Origin of the sequence: Timaviella obliquedivisa GSE-PSE-MK23-08B (genome assembly GCA_019358855.1) — a bacterium.
Classification (GTDB): Bacteria; Cyanobacteriota; Cyanobacteriia; order Elainellales; family Elainellaceae; genus Timaviella; species Timaviella obliquedivisa.
Genome location: JAHHII010000007.1, coordinates 98,347 through 118,286 on the forward strand (window position 1 = coordinate 98,347; position 19,940 = coordinate 118,286).

Annotated in this window: 19 protein-coding genes and 3 pseudogenes; 6 read left to right on the forward strand and 16 right to left on the reverse strand. The window is 47.9% G+C overall.

The features are described from left to right. Nucleotides 1-7 precede the first annotated feature (7 nt). Nucleotides 8-706 carry an AzlC family ABC transporter permease gene (locus KME11_14090; protein MBW4516339.1) on the reverse strand — a complete coding sequence of 233 codons (699 nt, stop codon included), beginning with the start codon at nt 704-706 and terminating at the stop codon, nt 8-10. A 161-nt stretch (nt 707-867) separates the two neighbouring features. Between KME11_14090 and KME11_14095 the strand changes: the two genes are divergently transcribed. Both KME11_14095 and KME11_14100 read left to right on the forward strand, forming a co-directional pair. Beyond that, nucleotides 868-1,659, forward strand: a complete 792-nt coding sequence (locus tag KME11_14095; GenBank protein ID MBW4516340.1) for a YdcF family protein — start codon at nt 868-870, stop codon at nt 1,657-1,659. Nucleotides 1,660-1,816: 157 nt separating this feature from the next. Further along, the gene (locus KME11_14100) at nt 1,817-2,926 is read left to right on the forward strand and encodes a hypothetical protein (GenBank protein ID MBW4516341.1); all 1,110 of its coding nucleotides are present in this window, start codon (nt 1,817-1,819) and stop codon (nt 2,924-2,926) included. A gap of 144 nt (nt 2,927-3,070) precedes the next feature. On the opposite strand, the gene KME11_14105 is transcribed toward KME11_14100, so the two are convergent. Then, the gene (locus tag KME11_14105) at nt 3,071-3,712 is read right to left on the reverse strand and encodes a hypothetical protein (GenBank protein ID MBW4516342.1); all 642 of its coding nucleotides are present in this window, start codon (nt 3,710-3,712) and stop codon (nt 3,071-3,073) included. 557 nt (nt 3,713-4,269) lie between these two features. Then, nucleotides 4,270-4,452 (reverse strand): hypothetical protein, encoded by a 183-nt coding sequence (locus KME11_14110; GenBank protein ID MBW4516343.1) that lies wholly within the window; start codon nt 4,450-4,452, stop codon nt 4,270-4,272. Between the two features lie 14 nt (nt 4,453-4,466). Here KME11_14110 and KME11_14115 point away from each other — a divergent pair, with 14 nt between their 5' ends. After that, nucleotides 4,467-5,492 carry a hypothetical protein gene (locus KME11_14115; GenBank protein MBW4516344.1) on the forward strand — a complete coding sequence of 342 codons (1,026 nt, stop codon included), beginning with the start codon at nt 4,467-4,469 and terminating at the stop codon, nt 5,490-5,492. Nucleotides 5,493-5,699: 207 nt separating this feature from the next. Here KME11_14115 and KME11_14120 read toward each other — a convergent pair whose 3' ends face one another. From KME11_14120 to KME11_14155, 8 genes are all read right to left on the reverse strand, one after another. Then, on the reverse strand, nt 5,700-6,278 hold the full coding sequence (locus KME11_14120; protein ID MBW4516345.1) for a Uma2 family endonuclease: 579 nt from the start codon (nt 6,276-6,278) through the stop codon (nt 5,700-5,702). 231 nt (nt 6,279-6,509) lie between these two features. Continuing rightward, nucleotides 6,510-6,677, reverse strand: a complete 168-nt coding sequence (locus KME11_14125; GenBank protein MBW4516346.1) for a type II toxin-antitoxin system HicA family toxin — start codon at nt 6,675-6,677, stop codon at nt 6,510-6,512. Continuing rightward, the gene (locus KME11_14130; protein ID MBW4516347.1) at nt 6,674-6,889 is read right to left on the reverse strand and encodes a type II toxin-antitoxin system HicB family antitoxin; all 216 of its coding nucleotides are present in this window, start codon (nt 6,887-6,889) and stop codon (nt 6,674-6,676) included. Before KME11_14130 ends, KME11_14125 begins: the two co-directional genes overlap by 4 nt. A gap of 245 nt (nt 6,890-7,134) precedes the next feature. Beyond that, nucleotides 7,135-7,464, reverse strand: a complete 330-nt coding sequence (locus KME11_14135) for a DUF5615 family PIN-like protein (protein ID MBW4516348.1) — start codon at nt 7,462-7,464, stop codon at nt 7,135-7,137. 14 nt (nt 7,465-7,478) lie between these two features. Next, nucleotides 7,479-7,796, reverse strand: a complete 318-nt coding sequence (locus tag KME11_14140) for a DUF433 domain-containing protein (protein ID MBW4516349.1) — start codon at nt 7,794-7,796, stop codon at nt 7,479-7,481. A 187-nt stretch (nt 7,797-7,983) separates the two neighbouring features. Continuing rightward, nucleotides 7,984-8,265, reverse strand: a complete 282-nt coding sequence (locus KME11_14145) for a helix-turn-helix domain-containing protein (protein ID MBW4516350.1) — start codon at nt 8,263-8,265, stop codon at nt 7,984-7,986. Then, on the reverse strand, nt 8,262-8,378 hold the full coding sequence (locus KME11_14150; GenBank protein MBW4516351.1) for a type II toxin-antitoxin system RelE/ParE family toxin: 117 nt from the start codon (nt 8,376-8,378) through the stop codon (nt 8,262-8,264). Before KME11_14150 ends, KME11_14145 begins: the two co-directional genes overlap by 4 nt. A 36-nt stretch (nt 8,379-8,414) precedes the next feature. Then, a complete protein-coding gene (locus KME11_14155; protein ID MBW4516352.1) occupies nt 8,415-8,567 on the reverse strand; it encodes a hypothetical protein in 153 nt (50 codons plus the stop codon). Between the two features lie 51 nt (nt 8,568-8,618). Between KME11_14155 and KME11_14160 the strand changes: the two genes are divergently transcribed. From KME11_14160 to KME11_14170, 3 genes and pseudogenes are all read left to right on the forward strand, one after another. After that, on the forward strand, nt 8,619-8,828 hold the full coding sequence (locus tag KME11_14160; protein ID MBW4516353.1) for a hypothetical protein: 210 nt from the start codon (nt 8,619-8,621) through the stop codon (nt 8,826-8,828). Next, nucleotides 8,821-9,249, forward strand: a pseudogene (locus tag KME11_14165) (nucleic acid-binding protein). Before KME11_14160 ends, KME11_14165 begins: the two are co-directional and overlap by 8 nt. 139 nt (nt 9,250-9,388) lie before the next feature. Further along, nucleotides 9,389-9,699 (forward strand): annotated as a pseudogene (locus tag KME11_14170) (nucleotidyltransferase family protein). 55 nt (nt 9,700-9,754) lie between these two features. On the opposite strand, the gene KME11_14175 reads toward KME11_14170, so the two are convergent. The 5 genes and pseudogenes from KME11_14175 to gltB all read right to left on the reverse strand — a co-directional run bounded on the left by KME11_14175 (nt 9,755) and on the right by gltB (nt 19,720). Continuing rightward, complete coding sequence (locus tag KME11_14175) at nt 9,755-10,039, reverse strand: type II toxin-antitoxin system mRNA interferase toxin, RelE/StbE family (protein MBW4516354.1); 285 nt, start codon at nt 10,037-10,039, stop codon at nt 9,755-9,757. Then, complete coding sequence (locus KME11_14180) at nt 10,036-10,278, reverse strand: hypothetical protein (protein MBW4516355.1); 243 nt, start codon at nt 10,276-10,278, stop codon at nt 10,036-10,038. The genes KME11_14175 and KME11_14180 overlap by 4 nt, the downstream gene beginning before the upstream one ends. 48 nt (nt 10,279-10,326) lie before the next feature. Continuing rightward, nucleotides 10,327-13,052, reverse strand: a pseudogene (locus KME11_14185) (N-6 DNA methylase). Nucleotides 13,053-13,276: 224 nt separating this feature from the next. Then, the gene (locus KME11_14190; protein ID MBW4516356.1) at nt 13,277-14,761 is read right to left on the reverse strand and encodes a glutamate synthase subunit beta; all 1,485 of its coding nucleotides are present in this window, start codon (nt 14,759-14,761) and stop codon (nt 13,277-13,279) included. 360 nt (nt 14,762-15,121) lie between these two features. Beyond that, a complete protein-coding gene (gene gltB / locus KME11_14195) occupies nt 15,122-19,720 on the reverse strand; it encodes a glutamate synthase large subunit (protein MBW4516357.1) in 4,599 nt (1,532 codons plus the stop codon). Between the last annotated feature and the right edge of the window lie 220 nt (nt 19,721-19,940).

Below are 19,940 nucleotides of genomic sequence, written 5' to 3' on the forward strand. Positions count from 1 at the left end.
ACAGGGGTCAGCCTTTCAAATTCAGTTTTTCGCACAACACGCCCGCCGTAATGCCTAGCAGCGCAGCCACCATCAAACCCAGTTGATGAGGTAAAGAATGGGTAAACAGTGAAGAAACTCCAGCCACAAAAACTGCGACTAACATAGGCAAGTTGATGAGATAAGGAATAATCATGCCAATAAACGTGACTGACATCGCAAAGTCTAATCCCCAACTCTGCACATTAGGAATAAGCTGCCCGATCGTTAGACCGACAAGAGTGCAGAGTTGCCAGTTGGCATACATAAAAGTTGCTGCACCCAGATGATACCAGTGTTTGTAAGGAGATGAGTCTGCTTGATTGTAACGGGCGATCGCCACCATAAACGCCTCGTCGGTTAGCCAAAAGCCTAGCAGCAGCTTCCAAATGGGGGGCGATCGCTGCAAATAGGGCACCAGGCTAACGGCATAAAGAAGATGCCGTAGGTTCACGACAAAGGTCGTCAAAATAATGAGCGGTAAAGTCGTACCGACCGCAAGCAAACCCAAGGCAATAAATTGAGCCGACCCCGCAAATACAAACGCTGACATCGCCAAAGTTGCGCCGAAGGAAAGCTCGTTAGAGAGGGTGCCAAAAATAATTCCGAAGGGAATCGACCCGACAACTAAAGGAATCATCCCTCGGCATCCGGCAAAAAACTCTGAGCGGGGAGAGGTCTTAGTCATGTCAATTCACAGCATCGTTAGGTAATTACTTTTTATCCTGGTCAGCAACTTCAGTTCCATCGACTCTCGTTACTTTGTATCATCAGAGGAACCCGTCCAGGTACAAACCCAAGGTTCAGGATTACAAATATAGATTAAGTCCCTCGTCACTCCCTTTCAAAATGTTTCTTTTTTTATCTAAACTCTTGCCGCTGTTTCTCTATCCTTTAGGGTTTGCCAGCTTAATGTTGCTGATTGCGCTATTCACCTTTTGGAAACGTCCTCGGATAGCTGGGATCGCCATCTTCATTGCTCTCCTTGCGCTCCTGCTGCCGGGCAATAGCTGGGTTGCTAATGGTTGGGTGCGATCGCTGGAAAGCCAATACCTCCCGACTGCCATTCCAACTGCCGATGCTGTTGTGGTTTTGGGTGGTGCCGTCAAACCCCAAATTGCGCCACGACCCTGGATTGATGTCGCCGAAGCGGGCGATCGCCCTCTCTACGGCGCACAGCTTTACCTGCAAGGCAAAGCTCCTCTCATCATCTTGAGCGGCGGGCGGATTGAGTGGCAAGGCGGCGGTGCTCCCTCAGAATCGGCAGATATGGCAAAGTTAGTCGAGGCTTTAGGTGTGCCTGCAAATGTCATTTTGCAAGATCCAACTTCGCTTAACACCCGCGAGAACGCCGTCAATGTAAAAAAGATCATGCAAGATCGGGGCATTCAGAAAATCTTGTTGGTCACCTCTGCAATTCACATGCCTCGCTCAATGGCGATTTTTAAGAAGCTAGGGGTAGAGGCGATCGCCGCTCCCACGGATTTTCTCGTCTCCAATCAAGAGCTAGAAGAACCCCAAGGCACAACGCAGGCGATTATCCTTAACCTTTTCCCCGATTCTGGCAACCTCGAAAAATTCACCCGCGCCCTCAAAGAGTATGTCGGGTTAATCGTTTATGGGCTGCGCGGCTGGGCTTGACCGTTGTGCTTTCAAGAAGATCTTGCCTTGATGCCAAAATGTTGTTGCATTTATCGCCCTCTTGAAGATAACTTAATACAATCTTTGTCGGCATTCGCTAGGATATGCTTTCATTGCTGTCAGGCAGGTTGCTCTTCGAGCACATTACTATCAGGGTATGGGAGCAGTGAAGGAAACGTTGTTTTTGTCGGGCATTGTGCTGATTTCAGGGCTATTTCTACGAGGAATAGCTCTAGCAGGCTCCAATAAGTTGCCCCCTCAGCAATCTAGCGAACCAGTGCTTCAGCTTCGTGATCCTTTGCTGTCAAACTTTTTGTTGCCGTTACCGCCGCTGCTTTTACCAGATTTGCTGTTTCCGCCTTACAACTTTTCGACCTTTAACAGTCAGCGGTTGGATCAAGAATTGCAGTTGTACTATCAGTATTTGCAAAAAAACGGCAAGCCAGATGTGATGATTATTGGCAGTTCTCGATCGCTACAGGGAGTTGATCCGACGGCGTTGCGGGATGCTTTGATTGCAAAAGAGTATCCTGGCTTGAAGGTTTACAATTTTGGGATTAATGGGGCAACAGCACAGGTCATTAATTTGGTGCTGCAAGAGGTGCTAAACCCTGAACACTTGCCGCGTATTTTGGTCTGGGGTGACGGCTCACGGGCGTTTAATAGCGGTCGGCTGGATGTGACGTATAACGGCATTATTGCTTCAGAAGGATACCGCCGTTTGGCGCTGGGCGATCGCCCGATTCCTATCCGTCTTTTTTCGCCGGGACAGATTGCCAGCGCCAAAGCCCTACCCGACAAGCCCAATCCTGCCCCCGATCTCGATCGCTACGGGTTCAATGCTCTGGCTGGTCGCTACGATCCACAGACTTACTATCAACGCTATCCGTCGGTTCCGGGTCAATACGACTCTAATTATCAAAACTTTCAGCTTTGGGGTAATCAATCAGATGCGACTAAGGCGATCGCTGACTTTGCTCGTAACCAAGGCATTTCCCTTGTATTTGTCAGCCTTCCCTTAACAGATGACTATGTTGCCGATGCGGTTCGTCGCAGTTACGAGCAGCGGTTTCATCAACACATGGGGCTATTGGCGGCACAAAAAGGTTTTCTGTTTATCGACTATCATCAGCAGCCAGAATTAATTAAGAACGAGTACTTTATTGATCCGAGTCATATTAATCAAAATGGTGCAAAGGCTGTTGCGGCTCAGCTTGCCGCAGATCCAAGAATGCCCTGGCAAATTTTACGATCGCCTTCAAATTGAATTGCCAAAGCATGGGATAGCCGACTGTACCCAACAGCCGACTGTACATAACAGCCGACTGTACCCAATAAGCCGATGCCTAACAGCCGACTGTCACTGAGATGCAGCCGACTGTCCAGCACTACTGTCCAGCACTATTGAAGCTTAGCCTTCATCATTCTCCCGACGCTTCGCCAAAATGTTTTTGACGTGCTTTTTGACGGTGTTTTGAGTGATGTAAAGCTGACTGGCGATCGCCTGGTAGGAAAGACCCTGCAAGCGCATCTGCCAAATTTCGGCTTCGCGGGTAGTCAGGTCGTACTTTTGGGTATCAGCGATCGCTAAGTTGTGAAGCGTTTGCTGCCGATCTTCTAACGTGACAATCAGGTAAGAAAACTCTGAGCACGATTCCTGCTCATCAAGATTTTGATTCATCCATCGCACCCGAATCCGCAACTTTACATCGCCAATTATTTCTTCTGCTTCAGGCATAATGCGCTGACCCGGAAATAACGTTTGGCTTTCAATTAATGCTTCGCAAACTTGCCAAATTGGGCTAGGTAAAATTTGACCAGGAGTAGAAAGATGCTGGCACAACTCACGGGCACGACTATTCGCCTCTAGAATTTCGCCCTTGGGAGTGACGATGAGGATGCCGTCTATAAAACCCTCAATGACTGCTTGCAGCAGTTGAACTTGGGAAAAGCTGGGTTGAGCAGACGGCACACGGGCAGGTCTAACCACCTTTAAATGCCGAGGCTTGGTGGTTGAGGCGATCGATGAGAAGGGGGCTGTTAAGTACACCATAGAGGATCCTTTTAGTTAATCAACAGGGTAGGAATGAAAGCTAGGGACAGAGAACAATAGGAAAGCAGTAATGACGAACAGGAAGTAACGAACAGTGGGTGACGTTTGCCCTACAACTAAGGGACTTAGCTATCTTTCGGTGTGTGACTGTAGTTTTATGCACGGGGCTGTGAAGCCACAATGAGCCAGAGGAAGTACCCTCTTGGATACTGAAATGCTATGAAGTACTCTGAAGCAGGGTGAAGTTTTTGCGGTGTTACATTCGCCATCAGCTTGGCTCCTGAGGTGTGAAATGTTGATAGCATCAGGTTGAAAGACTGTTGTATGTTTTTGCTTGGGTGCCCTTTATTTGAATGTCATCAATTTAGGGATAATCCAATAGCTGGTCAGCTTGAAAAAGTCAGGAGTGTTGTCGGGCAATTAGTTAGAGAAAGTGACTTGATAGTCAGATAAAGTCAGGTAAGCAAAAATTACTTTGATTGTTCAAAGCTCACTTGCTAAACCGATAACCTTATAAAATTTTTAAGAATACTCAAAACGCTTTCAAATTAAAGGAGTTATGGTCGAAAAGCTTTATGGGTTTTAACTAGGACGTTATAAGGACAATAAGAAGTGCGTTGGGTAATGGTGCTGTGTCGATTTCTATTGGCGATCGGGGCAACAGCGATTTGGCACTGGAGTAGAGTGAGACGCACGAAGTCTGACATCAAGGTTGGTATTTGTTGAGGATCGGCATTCATTCAGGGTTGTTGCTATGGATAGTCCAATTGAACCGGGTGTGCTAAATCGATGGTTTCCGCCCGATCGCCAAGCCCAGTATGTTGAGCAATTGCGGGCACAGCGGGGGTTAACCCGTCGGCGTGCCGAATGCTTCGTGCGCCTCTGGGCATATCTCGTTTTGAAAAATCTTCAGCCCATACCCAAGGTTCCCATCGTTGATCTAGATTCCTTGGAGCATCCTGTTTCTTGTACCCATCGAGAAGCGGCTGATTTGTTTTACTCTGAGTCAGAGCGGGGGAGCGATCGGGCGGCAGGCATGATGATCGATCTCCTGGTGCAGGCGGGCTTGGTGGAAAAAAACTTCGATGGCAATACCAATATGCTCTTCATCCGGGCGGTGCCAGAGCTAAAAAAATCGGCTGTACCCAATGCCCCTATTTCGCTCCAGCCCGATAATTTTAACCCTCGCACGGATGCGGTTCCTGTCGCCACATTGCTCTCTCACAGCTACAACTGGATGACCTCTAGTAAAACGGCAGTAGCGCAGAAGGCAACTCGGCTTTTGCGGCAATGGGCACAGCAATACCCTAACACGATGCGAGTTTTGCGCAGAAGCGATACGCTTCAGCCCGTCGGGTTTTATACCATTTACCCGATCGCCCCTATCTCTGAAGGCAACTTATTTTTACCTCCCAGCCTTAGCCTGCATTTGTGTACCGATGGCGCTGTTGACCCTTTGGAAATGGCAAAGCCGGGTGATCTTGATTGTGTTGCGGTGTTCGTTCGTAGTTGGACGCTGGATGAGGCTTATAAAACCTACGATTCGGTTTGTCTATTCATGGAAGATACGCGCCAAACTTTCATTAAAATGCAGCAAGATTTTCCTAACATTTCTGACATTTATGTGATGCCCATTCATCCAAGCTATGAGGCGTTGGCGCAGGTATTGGGCTTTCAAAAAACAATTCAAGATCCGCAGTCTTATTTGTGTTGGATGTATTTGGCGCTCGATCATTTTTTGGAGTTGGATATAGAGAAGGCGATCGCCCAGCTTTTTTGAAAGTTTTGGCTCCCTCCCCTCTGGTGATGATAAGGGTTGGGGATGAGGGCGGCTCGGAGATTTGTAAAACTAAGATGTACTCGCTCACCTCTCTCATGAGCAATGTCATAGGGTTGCCAGAACGCGCGCTGCTTGGCAAAACCGCAAGGGTCGCTCGTTCATTTACCCCAGAACCAGCCATAGATAGTCGTCATTTCTTGTTTTGTCCTATCGCAAAAGTTGATGCACTGGGATCAAAACATTGGGAAATGCTAACGGCTGGATATGACTTTCGCTCATCACCTGCTGAGATTGGTACTTTCCGTTTAGGGGGTCACGAAACACAATCAGCTTCATGTCTTTAAGATTTACTACCCAGTATTCACGAATGTTTACTTCTGCGTAGATATCTGCTTTGATGTTTAGATCTTTTTCTAAGCTGGTGTTGGAATACTCAATCACCCAAAATATATCTTCTGGATAAGGGTGATGACTCCGGTAATAATCCTCGACTCGTTCTGCGATCGCCAAATCGGGTTCTGGTTCTGAGCCGTTGGGTAGAGTAATCGGTTTAGCAAATCTGACATGAGCTTGTTCTCCCAGGAGTCTAACTAAAAATTCTCCTGCCCGACTCGAATCACTCGCATGGGGTGTTCCTTCTGGGGACATTTCAACAATAACTCCGTTCAATAGTTCAACTCGGCAATTATCCAGAATTCCTGCTTCTACAATGCGGTGATATTGCTCTAGAGTGATTTTTGCAGGAATAAGTGCAGGTTGTTGTGATTGTAATGGCGTTTGGGTCATAGTTTTACCATAGAAAGATATGTGTGGTTATTTAACTCACTGCAAATTGTGTAAATTGGCGCATGATAATGATCGATATTGGTTTAAAGTTTCCATTGGACAATCTCCTGAGTGCTGGGATCGTAGATGAGCAAGTGGGTTTGACTTCTCATCATCTCAAAAATCAGAGATCTGATAACTCTTGTAAAAATTCATCTGGGTTCAATTCAATTTCTCTCAAAATTTCCCTGATCAAGAGGACGGGAAAGATCTCGTCCCTTTGTGTTTTGGAAGTGTTGTCGTTCTGCCGTCTGGATGTCGATAAAATGCATGACTGCCTTTTTGTCTGACTGCCTCAAATCCTAGTTTCAGCAGAAGTTTTTCCATCGTTTGAAAATTGACGATGGGCAGTCGGCTCATACACCGACCTCAATCTGTTGAATACCAACAAAGCGTGGCAGATTCGGATCATGACCGTACTCTTCCAAACATAGCTCTAGTACTTCTTTAAGATTGCCTTGCAGTTCATCTAAACTGGTTGCTTGCGTATGTGCTCCGGCAACTCCAGGAACAATGCCGACATAAAGCTTTGTATCTGGATCATATTCAACGTAAGCGCTAAAAACCTGCATTCTCTAAAGCCTCAGCTTGGATAATTGTTGAATGCCTTGCACCCGCATACCCATAACAAATGTTTCACCCGTATTTTACCATTCTCACAAAAACACTGTGTTTTAGCGTGGTCGTGAAAGTGGGGCGCATATTTTCTCGCTAGGAATGAGGAGAATCGATCGCCCACAGATCAATGATGGGGAGTCCTTGCTGTTCTTTCGCTGCGAGTTCCAGGTTAAGGGTGAGGAGTTTTTCTAGAAGATCTTTACAAAGGCAAATACCAGACTTTATCTGCTAAATCTTCTGGCTTGCTCACCTGAGCCACAATTTCTAGATCACAAACGCAATTCCCAATAGAAATGAGTTTCTGATGAGCATAAAGAACTCCAGAAAATCGAATGCCTTGCTGTTGGCGGCGATTTGCTTCGATTAGAAAATCAGAGTCTTGAGAAAAGATGACACGCTGAAGCTCGGAGGCTCGATCTAAGATAATCAGATCATCAACGCCATTACGCCCATCTTCCTGAACAGTCAAAACATCAACGCCTCGCATCCGCAGACCCATTGTGATTGCCCGGTGAACGTGTTCGTCCATATAAAGGGCAATGCTCATGGTAATCGTCCGTTTTTCCGCAATTGTTCGGCGAGTGCTGAGATGCCGGACTGTTGTCGCAACTGTTCTGTGTGCTCAAGGCGCTGCTGGATATCAGAATCAAGCTTTTGTTTATGATCCCAGTAATAAGCTAGGGCAGAGTAGATTTGGCTCATGGTTAGATAAGGATGTTGGAAATGAATTTCTTCAGGACTCCAACCGTAAGCCTGTTGAGCCTCAATGATTTCTATTACTTTCATTGTCGTCCCAGAAATAATGGGAACGTGGCGCTCATTGAGTTGCACGTATTTATGCTCGGTAGCAGCAAAAGCCATAATCTTTACCTTGCTTGCTGTATTTTTGTCTCAACTTTTAAATCTTGAGGCGTGTAGATTTATTTTAGCGTTAGGCTGTCAATCGTTTCACTGCTCATTCGATCGCCCAAGGACTCATTACAGAGAGTCCTTGCTGTTCTTTGGCTGTGAGTTCGAGGTTAAGGGTGAGGAGTTTTTTTAGGAGATCTTAAACTAATTCGATGTGTAACTGCTTTCCTAGGGCGATCGCTGCACGTTCTAGCGTTTGCAGGGTAGCCGATTCATTTTGTGGATCAAGTAATCGATCTAATGCTGTGCGGCTTGTGTTCATTCGTTTTGCCATTTCAGTTTTAGAGAGATTTTTCTCTTCCATGAGTTGAGCAATTTGAAATGCTAAGACTCGTTTTATTGCTGTTGTTTCTACTTCTGCTATGATTCCTTCCTCTGTCAAAAAGTCATCAAAGTTACTGCCAAGATGAGTTTCAATCATAAATTTCCTCGTAGTTTCGCTAATCTAGTTCTCGCTATTTCTAAATCATCCAACGATGTTTTCTGTGATTTCTTAACAAAGCCATGTAGAAGCACTATGCCATCGTTACCCATTGAATTAGTGTACCATTTTTGGGACAATTCATCTTATCATTTAGGGTTTCCGCTCCCATCGATCGCCCAAGGATCAATGACGGGGAGTCCTTGCTGTTCTTTTTCTGCCAGTTCGAGGTTAAGGGTGAGGTTGAATATGTCTCCGTCGGCTCGTGAGTACTGACTGCATATTCTTATGAAACGGTTCATATCACGAACGATATAATTTAAGAAAACTATCCTTACGTTTTAATTGAGACAATGAACTCTTCCTCTGCACAACAGCAACTTCTAGAAGCAATCGCACCCCTGAGCGATCGTGAAATTACCTTGATTCTGCAATTTATTGAAACGCTTACCCATAAGCCGATTTCATTAGCAGACGCTAACCCTGATCCTCTCGCAAACTTCGTTGGAGCATCTCATCACGGTAGCCTTGCTAGTGCGATCGATCAGTCGCTCTATGATTAATCGACTGCTTATTGATACATGGGGATGGCTGACGCTTCATGATGCAGGCGAACGCTGACACTCGGAAGTCGCCACTTTTTATCGAACTGTGCTAGCTCAAAAAACGCTTGTCTATACTACAACTTTCATTCTTGACGAGACTTTTACTCTGTTCTTTAAACGCCTCAACTCCTACCAAACGCAACGGGCGATGTTACAACTTTCTGCCGCGTTTGATACAAAGCAATTTCACCTCGTTCAAATTAATGAACTACGCTTTATTCAAGCTCAAACCTTACGCCTAAAGTATCTCGACAAACCTCAGATTTCTTTTACAGACCTCAGTTCAATGGTCGTTATGCAAGAGTTTGATATTGAACAAGTTCTAACTGAGGATGCTCACTTTACTCAAGTTGGATTAGGGTTTGAACGTGTACCCTGAGATTCGTGCTGCTTTAGATGGGGGCTTTGGCACCTACGATCGCCTCTCCCCGTTTCTCTTTTTCTGCTAGTTCCAGGTTAAGAAGGTTTCTCTAGCGATTGTGATAGGCTTGGTAGTAGATGATTAGGCAATAAAAGCAATGCCTGTACAAACGAAAGCTCAAGTGCTGTCTCTTCTTCAGGAATCTCAACAGGAGTTACACCGCTTTGGTGTAAGCCGTTGTGGTATTTTTGGTTCGTTTGTGCGGGATACTGAAATTCATGATCAAAGTGATGTTGATATTTTGGTTGCTTTTGAGCAAGGTCAAAAGACCTTTGATAATTTTATTCACTTATCTTTTTTTCTTGAAGATATTTTTGGTCGATCGATCTGGTCACTGTTGAGTCGTTAAGCCCATACATTAGTGAACGTATTTTGGGTGAAGTTGAATATGTCTCCGTCGGCTCGTGAGTATTTACTGCATACTCTTAATCGAAGCTACTGCCAAGGTAGTCTTTATTCATTGTCAGTAAACATCATCATGTCTGCCAATATCAATCATCATGAGTGCACTCTCGGTTTCACCTACTATTTCCTGAAAACTAAAAATAATTCGACAGTCATATTCGACAGTACAAGCCCATAAATCCTTTAACTCTCCTTTAAGTTTATGAGTTCTGAGAGATGGATCAAAAGGGTTGTCCGCCAAACATTCGAGCACTGTAATTACTTTGACTTGAATAGAAGGTTGCTTCTTAATGAGTCGTTTGAACGCACGGCGAAATCCTTCTTCCCAAATGACGGTTCTCATTCTTCTGAGTCTCCGACTATATCGGCAATCAGATCTTGCATGGTGCCGACTTTTGCAGTTCCCATATTAAATGCGTTCTGGACTTGAATGGAGCGCTGTAGAATCTCTTGACGACGATCGACACTGCGACGTTTTTGAATTAAGTTAAAAAGCACGTCTTGTTCTTCTTCGCTGAGGGCTTCAACCACTTCGATCGCGGTTTGTAAGGAGGAGGTTTGAGGGGTGGGATTTTGAGTCATGGTTTTTAACACTGAAGGAGAGGCGATCGCGATCTACATTTTAGCGGTTCAGGGTTCTAGACGGGGTGCCCAGGCTCCCACCACTGATGCCCCTTGCTTTTCTTTTTCTGCCAGTTCGAGGTTGAGGGTGAGAAGTTTTTCGAGCAGATCATCGGTTTTTTTGAAGCCGTAGGCGGTGAGAACAAGGTCATCAAGTTGGGTGTGGAGTTTGTGGAGTTGGCTGCTGGGTTCGTGGAAAAATTTGTTGTAGAGGGTGGTGATGCCCCACTGTTTTTTCTCCATTTGTTCGGTGCGGTAGGTGTGGAGGGTTTGGGCGGCGGTGCGGATTGCGGCGATTTGTTTGGGGGTGGGGGTTTGGGGGAAAGGAAAGGTTTCAAAACATGTGTTGTGGGTGTAAGCGATATCTGCTTTAAGCGTTGATTTTTGGGCGTGCATCCAGGTTCGATGAGTGTTGGAAGTGAGGATGCCGAGGATATAAAAATCGTCTGAAGCTACAACAACAGATTTATCTCCAGGAAGCCAATTTTTGAAAAAAGGAATAAAGATTGCCCATTTAGAAACTCTGGGAACGGCGAAACAAATTGAAAGAGGGGCGATCGCTTTTCTCATTTTCGGAGCATTTTCACCAAACTTCCACCAATTTAATCTCCGCACATCTCGTCTATTCGTATCCCGTTCAGGCTTTACATATTTTTTAATATGCTCAAATGGAAGTTCATAGTCACTAGCGTCTTCAAGGCTCATATCACCAAAATCAATGACCCAGCGTTCAGGCTTGCCATGCGTATTTTGAGCTAAATTTGCTCCCATTGAAAATAGTTTGATTACTTTTTGATTATTTATATCTGCTTTAGTCCATTCTTGTACAAGGGATTCTGTAATCAGAAAGCCTTTTCCGAGAGGAATTACACCTTGAAAACAGTGATTCAGATTCGCATTCAATCGTACTGCTTTTGATACATCTAACGTTGATTTCAGCGCAGAATTAATGCTAGTAACAATTTGATTATCCAGATGATATTTTCCGGGTAATTGCTTTGCCCAATTCACTAAACTTACATGAACATTCGCCTCACCTGACCAAGGTTGAGTTGAAATCGCTTCATGAATATAGCCGCCGTTTTCACCAATGTAATCCAGCGATGCTATCCGGCTTTTACCTTGGCTGACTGAATTTGTACCCACCAATCCGGCTCTACCTTGATCGTTTAAATGGTCATGAGTAAGCCGAAACCAGTAAGCGCAGAAATCAACATCTTTTACATCTGAAAATTTCCTAAACACCCGATCGATATAATCATCTCCCAAATTCATCCGCAAATGCTTTCCACCTAAAAACGGAGGATTGCCAATCACCGCATCTGCCTTTGCCCATTCACTAAACAACGCATCTCGACAAACAATATTATTATCCAACGTATCCAACGGCAACGCAGGCTCACTCAACCCATACTTATCGATCGCAATCTTCCGCGCAATCATCATCGTTACCCGCGCCAACTGCACCGCAAACTCATTCGTATCCATGCCAAAAAACTGCATCGGCGTAACAAACCCGATCGCCATTTGCCCCGAATCCCCGCGCCTCCGGTCTTGAATTTTCTGCAACAACAACCGCTCAATCCGCTTCAACTCCTGATACGCCACATACAAAAAATTACCCGACCCACACGCCGGATCAAGCACCCGATACGCCTGTAATTCCAGTTGCAAAACATTTAATTCCGCGATCGTACTGGCATCCTCAATTCGTTCCTCCCAGTAATCACTAATCGTGGGGCGGACAATCTGCCGAATATCTACCTCGCTGGTAAAATGAATTCCATGGGCATGACGCTTAGACGGATCGATCGCCCCTCAAAAATGTTCCCAAAAATAGACGGACGGACATTGCTCCAATCATCCCGCGCGCATACATCCAAAATCTCCAACTCCTTCCCCGTCAGATCGATCGGATGCACCTTCGCAAACAATCCCCCATTAAAATATTCCACCCCCTGATAGCGCCCCGCACGCGTCACCCCCTGCCGATTCATCTGCTCAAACAATCCCCCCAACAAATCGAAAGCACTCCCCTGACCTGCCATACAATCTTGAATTAGCCCCACAAACAAATCCCGTGGCAACAGCGCCCGATCCTCCGCAAACATCGCCATCACACACTGAAGCGTCAACTGCTGCAACTGCTCTTCCGAAAACTCACTAAACCCCTGCCGTCGCCCCCGCTCAACCACCGCCTGATAAAACTCACCCATCCGCCGCGCCGATCGCTCCGTCACATCCACCTGATTATTGTGGAACACAGGCTTGCGTCCGCCAATCTCCATAAACGTCAGTGCCCCCGCCCGCTCCGGCAACTGCGTCAAAAGAATGCGATCGACAGGCTCATCCACCTGATTCTCGAAGTCAAAAATCCAAAACTCATCAAAATTGCACAGCATCGCATAGCGCGGACGGTTCGGCGTAATCCGCATCCAATACCGCTCCACCTGAGCATAATGCTGGCTCAAATCTTCCTTACGCGACTTCATCTCGATCAGCACGCCGGGGACTCCGGGGCGCGATCGCCAAATCAAATCCGCATAACCCATCTTTCCTTTCTTACTCGCTTTCGCCAACCGATCCTCAAACTCTGCCCCCGCCTCCTTAATGCCCTCATGCCCAAACGCCTGAAAAAACCGCGTCAGAAAAGTCTGCGCCTCGCTCTTCTCATCCCCCCGAATATGCTGCTGGCAATAGTCAACAAAAGCAGAGAGATTTTGAGAAGTAGACATAGCGGTATTTCTGGGCTTGCTGAGGGACTGACTAGGCATTGCCGAATTGCGGGATGAAGTCTGGTTCCCCTGCCCTCTTAGGGAAGGGGCCAGGGGTTAGATCAATTCGGCTACGCAGCTAGATAGACCTCTCCCCAACCCCCTCTCCTGAAGGAAAGGGGCTTTAATTCAGATTCATACTTTTATTCAGCAACGCCACTGAATATCTCTCAAAGGTTACTCGATTAAGGCAAATCTGTGTGCCCCATCAAATAGCGATCGCACTCCCGCGCCACGCCGCGACCTTCATTGAACGCCCACACCACCAAACTCTGCCCCCGCCGACAATCGCCAGCCGCAAACACACCTGGAATGCTAGTCGTGTACTTGTCATGCTCTGCCTTAACATTGCTGCGCCCATCGCGTTCAACCCCGATCGCATCCAACAACGGCTGCTCCGGTCCTAAAAAGCCCATTGCCAACAGCACCAACTGCGCGGGTAGAACTTGCTCAGATCCCGGTACGTGCGCCGGAATAAACTGTCCTTTCTCATTCTTCTGCCAGTCTACCTGCACCGTATGCACCGCCTTAACGTGCCCGTTCTCATCGCCCTCAAAACGAGTCGCAGTCGTCAAATAGCCCCGTGGATCATCGCCAAACGTAGCAGCCGCTTCTTCCTGCCCGTAGTCTACACGGTACACCTTGGGCCATTCGGGCCAGGGATTATTGGCATCGCGGGTCATGGGAGGTTTGGGTAAAATTTCGAGCTGAACCAGGCTCTTACAGTTATGCCGAATGGAAGTACCCGCGCAGTCTGTGCCCGTATCACCGCCGCCGATAATGACGATATCTTTATCTTTAGCTGAGATAAAACTAGCATTGTCATCAGGATTCATCACAGCCTTCGTATTAGCAGTCAGAAAATCCATCGCAAAATGGATTCCCTTCAGATCCCGACCTTCCAAAGGTAAATCCCTCGGCTTAGTCGCCCCGGTACACAGAACGATCGCATCATATTCTTTTAACAGCGTTTCGGTCGGTAAATCTTTGCCAACCTCGGTGTTGCACTGGAAAGTCACACCTTCGTCTTCTAAAAGTTTAATTCGACGCAATACGACGCTTTCTTTTTCCAGCTTCATGTTGGGAATGCCATACATCAGCAATCCGCCTGGGCGATCGCTCCGTTCAAACACAGTCACCCAATGTCCCGCCTGATTAAGCTGTGCCGCCGCGCTCAACCCCGCCGGACCAGAGCCAATAATGGCAATTTTCTTACCCGTGCGGCGAGTTGGCATCACAGGCTTAATCCAGCCCTCATCCCAACCTTTATCGACAATAGAGCATTCAATATTCTTAATGGTGACAGGCGGATTATTGATGCCCAACACGCAGGAACCTTCGCAAGGTGCAGGACAAACTCGCCCCGTAAACTCAGGAAAATTATTCGTTTTGTGAAGGCGATCGAGCGCATCTTCCCACAGTCCCCGATAAACCAAATCATTCCACTCAGGAATCAGGTTATTGACCGGACAACCGCTTGCCATACCGCTGATGAGAGTGCCGCTATGGCAAAAGGGAATGCCACAATCCATACAGCGTGCGCCCTGAGCGCGAAGTTTATCTTCGGGTAGATGCTCATGAATGTCGTTCCAGTCGTGAACTCGCTCTAAAGGAGGGCGATCGGAAGGTAGTTCGCGGAGATATTCAATGAAGCCAGTTGGTTTTCCCATGATCTTGTAGATTGATTGATTTTAGATTTTAGAGTTTTTCTCGTTCCCAAACCCTGCTATTTCTAGCTAGGGAGTTGCAATTAAATAACGCCTCGAATCGCCCCCTAAATCCCCCATTCTGGAGGACTTTAAAAAGTTCGGAAGTCCTCCAGAATGGGGGATTTAGGGGGCTAAAAAGTCAATGCATCCCACTAGGGTTTTATTTTCACGTAACTCTCCTACTGCATCGCTAAACAAAATCCCCTTCCCCTTCAAAGCCCCTTTCCTTTAGGAGAGGGGTTTGGGGAGAGGTCTCCGGCACCTAACCCCTAGCCTCTTCCCTACAAGGGCAGGGGAACTGGAGCAAAGCGATCGCAACATTTAGCTGCCGCCGATGCGGGATACATCTTGGACGTTCGCTTCAAATGCCGCCGTTAAAGCTTCATCGCCGCTCAATCCATCCGCGATCGCCTTTGCCACAGCCTGCAAAACTCGCTTGTAATCTCTGGGCATCACTTTGACAAATTGGGGCAACATCGCGTCCCATTGTGAAAGAACTTTTTGGGCTTTTTGGCTTTGGGTTAAATCGGCATGGCGTTGGATTAGTTGGTAGAGGTCGTCGATTTCTTCGGGATCTTCGACTTTCTCTAAATCTGCCATTTGGGTATTACAGCGCGTTGCAAAGTTGCCCGCTTCATCCAAAATGTACGCCACGCCGCCACTCATACCCGCCGCAAAGTTGCGCCCAGTCATGCCTAAAACAACGACTTTTCCGCCAGTCATGTATTCGCAGCCGTGATCGCCCACCCCTTCTACAACCGTGTTAACGCCAGAGTTGCGCACACAGAACCGCTCTCCGGCAGTGCCTCGAATGTACACCTCGCCTTCGGTTGCGCCATAGAGGGCAACGTTACCCGCAATCACGTTCTCTTCAGCAGCAAAAGTGGAGGCAGCAGGCGGATAAAGAATAATTTTGCCGCCGCTAAGTCCCTTGCCCAGATAATCGTTAGTGTCGCCTTCGAGTTCGAGCGTCACACCTTTAGGCACAAAAGCCCCAAAGCTTTGTCCGGCGCTGCCTTGAAAATGAAGATGCACCGTGTTTTCAGGTAGCCCTTCCCAGTGGCGCTTGGTGATTTCGTTGCCCAAGATAGTACCGACAGCGCGGTTGACGTTTTGGATCGGCAGAGTTGCTTTAACAGGCTTGCCGTGGGCGATCGCTCCCTCACACAGATCCAACAATTTTGTCATATCCAATGACTTCTCCAGCCCATGATCCTGGGGAATTTGGCAGTAACGCCCCACATCCTCACCTACCTCTGGCTGATACAGAATCTTCGAGAAATCCAAACCCTTCGCCTTCCAATGATCAACCGCCTGTTTTGCTTCTAGCACATCCGTCCGTCCTACCATTTCGTTAAGAGTGCGGAAGCCGAGTTGCGCCATCAATTCCCGCACTTCTTCGGCAATAAAGCGCATGAAATTAACGGTATGGGCTGGGTCACCAGTAAAGTTTTTGCGGAGCTGCGGATCTTGGGTGGCAACGCCAACAGGACAAGTGTTGAGATGGCAAACGCGCATCATAATGCAGCCTAGAGTGACAAGTGGCGCGGTGGCAAAGCCGAACTCTTCAGCACCCAACAGCGCGGCAATGACAACATCTCGCCCAGTTTTCATTTGCCCGTCAGCCTCCACCACAATTCGGCTACGGAGGTTATTGAGCACTAGGGTCTGGTGAGTTTCCGCTAGTCCTAGTTCCCAAGGGAGTCCGGCGTGTTTGATAGAGGTTTGGGGAGATGCACCCGTGCCACCGTCATATCCAGAAATTAGCACCACGTCTGCATGGGCTTTGGAAACGCCAGCGGCGATCGTGCCTACTCCCACTTCGGAAACCAATTTGACGCTAATTCGGGCTTCACGGTTAGCATTTTTAAGATCGTGGATTAACTCAGCGAGGTCTTCGATCGAATAGATATCGTGGTGGGGCGGTGGGGAAATGAGTCCGACTCCAGGAGTGGAGTGGCGAACTTTGGCAATCCAGGGATAAACTTTTTTGCCAGGAAGCTGTCCCCCTTCGCCCGGTTTTGCACCCTGCGCCATTTTGATTTGCAGTTCTTGAGCTTTGGAGAGATACAGACTGGTCACGCCAAACCGACCCGAAGCCACTTGTTTGATGGCGCTGTTCTTAGAGTCGCCTTGCTCGTTCGTCCAGGTATAGCGATCGGGATCTTCGCCGCCTTCGCCCGTGTTAGACTTGCCGCCCAAGCGGTTCATGGCGATCGCCAACGATTCATGCGCCTCCTGCGAGATCGAGCCGTAGCTCATTGCGCCTGTTTTGAACCGTTGCACGATGGATTCCACCGATTCTACTTCTTCAATCGGCACGGCTTCCCGTTGCTTAAACTCCAGCAATCCTCGCAGCGTGTAATGGGTTTGGTTTTGCTCGTTCACCAGCGCCGCATACTGTTTGTAAACTGCGTAGTCATCCGTGCGTACCGCTTTTTGAAGCGTGTGAATGGTTTGAGGACTAAATAAATGCGCCTCGCCTTCCTTCCGCCATTGATATTCGCCGCCCACATCTAAGGTATGCCCGTTGACTTGGCGATCGGGGAAAGCGTGGCTGTGGCGGAGGAGAGCTTCCTTTGTAATGACTGCCAAATCAACGCCTTCAATCCGAGAGGCTGTCCAGGTGAAGTAGCGATCGATCACGGCTGCATTCAAGCCTACTGCCTCAAAAATCTGTGCGCCTCGGTAGCTTTGAATCGTTGAAATGCCAATTTTGGAAGCCACTTTTGTAACGCCTTTAGTTGCCGCTTTGATGTAGTTTTTACAAGCGGTTTTGTAATCGACATTCACTAGCAAGCCTTGCTGAATCATGTCGTCTAATGTTTCAAAAGCGAGGTAGGGATTAATGGCACCGCAACCATAGCCAATTAAAAGGGCATAGTGATGAACTTCGCGGGGTTCGCCAGATTCTAAAACCAGTCCGACGCGGGTACGAGTGCCTGTGCGAATGAGGTGGTGATGGAGTCCGGCAACGGCGAGGAGGGCGGGGATGGGGGCGCTTGTAGCGTTGATGGCGCGATCGCTCAGAATCAAAATATTGGTGCCGTCTTCAATCTGCTGATCGGCTTTAGCGCAGATTTCAGCGATCGCCGCTTCCATCCCTTGCACACCCGCTTTAGGATCAAACACAATCGACAGCGTCACCGACTTAAATCCGTTCTCCGAAACATACTTTAATTTCGCCAGTTCAGCATTGCTCAAAATCGGCGTTTTTAGCTCAATTAAATGACAGCTTTCTGGCTCTGGCTTCAACAAATTGCGTTCAGAGCCGATTGTCGTTTCAGCCGATGTAATAATTTCTTCTCGAATCGAATCGATCGGCGGGTTTGTCACCTGGGCAAAAAGCTGTTGGAAATAGTCGTACAGCAGCTTGGGGCGATCGGACAACACCGACAGAGGCGTGTCTGCCCCCATTGCCCCGATCGCCTCTACGCCATCCCGCGCCATGGGAGTCAGCAGCAAGCGCAGATCCTCGAAGGTATAGCCAAACGCCATTTGACGCTGAATAATCGTCGTTAGATCTGCCGACGAAATTTCTTCTACAGCAACAGGCGCATCGGGCAACTGAGCAATCTCAACCATGTGTTGATTGATCCACTCTCGGTAAGGATGCTCTTTAACAATCTGGTTCTTAATTTCCTCATCAGCGATAATTCGCCCTTGCTTAGTATCCACCAAGAACATCCGCCCCGGCTCCAGCCGACCCTTTGCCGCCACCCGCTCTGGCTCAATGGGCAAAACGCCTGCCTCCGATGCCAGAATCACGAGATCGTCCTTAGTAATGTAGTAGCGCGAGGGACGTAGACCATTGCGATCGAGCACTGCCCCAATCATGGAGCCATCGGTAAAGGCGATCGAAGCAGGACCATCCCACGGTTCCATCAAGCACGAGTGATATTCGTAAAACGCCTTTTTCTCGTCGCTCATAGACTCGTGAGCCGTCCAGGGTTCGGGGATCATCATCATCATGGCGTGGGGGAGCGATCGCCCCGACAGCACCAGTAGCTCTAAGGCATTATCAAAAATAGTGGAATCGCTGCCCTCGACATTGATGACGGGCTGAATTTTCTTCATATCCTCGCCAAACAATTCCGACTCAAACATCGACTGCCGCGCCATCATCCAGTTGATGTTGCCGCGCATCGTGTTAATTTCGCCATTGTGGGCAATGTAGCGATAAGGGTGCGATCGCTCCCAGCTAGGGAACGTATTGGTACTAAATCGCGAATGCACCAGCGCCAGGGCACTCTCCATATCGGGATCATGCAATTCTGGATAATACTGTCCCACCTGCACAGGCATCAGCATTCCCTTATAAACCATCGTCCGACAAGACAGACTTGATGGATACCAGCAAGGATTTTCCCCCGATGCCCGCAACGCCTTAAATGACAGTTTCCGAATGACATACAGCTTCCGCTCAAACGCCACCTCATCCATCCCGGCTGCCCGTTGGATAAACACCTGCTCCATAAACGGCTCACTCGACTTTGCCGTGTTGCCCAGGGAGGAATGATCCGTAGGAACATCGCGCCAGCCCAGTACCTTCAAGCCTTCTGTCGTCACAATCTGCTCAAAAATTTGACGGCTTTTATCTCGAACATTGGCATCAGGTGAAGAGTAAATCATGCCCACGCCATACTGCCCCGATTCAGGAAGGGTAACACCTTCTGCGGCTGCCACTTTTTTCAGAAACTTGTGGGGCACTCCCATCAAAATGCCTGCACCGTCGCCCGTGTTCGTTTCACAGCCGCACGCCCCGCGATGGTCTAGGTTCAACAAAATTGTCAAAGCTTGCTCAATGATATTGTGTGACTTCTGCCCTTTCATTTGGACAATAAACCCAACACCACAGGCATCGTGCTCGAACTGAGGGTCGTATAGACCCTGTTTGGGTGGCAGGTTATTGCTGTGCATTTTTTAGATATCCTAATCTAGTGTCTGGCTGAGGGGCTGTTTGGAGCTAATTGAATTTTCTAACGACGAAGGCTTCCAAGGGCAGTCCTTAATAAAGGTTTTAGCTGATACCGATCGCTCTAGATCATCTCATGGGAGATTACTGATCTCCCATCGCTCGTTACTAAAGATTCTGAGGGTATAGCGCTATTCTCTGCAACGTCAAGCAGGTAACATTTTG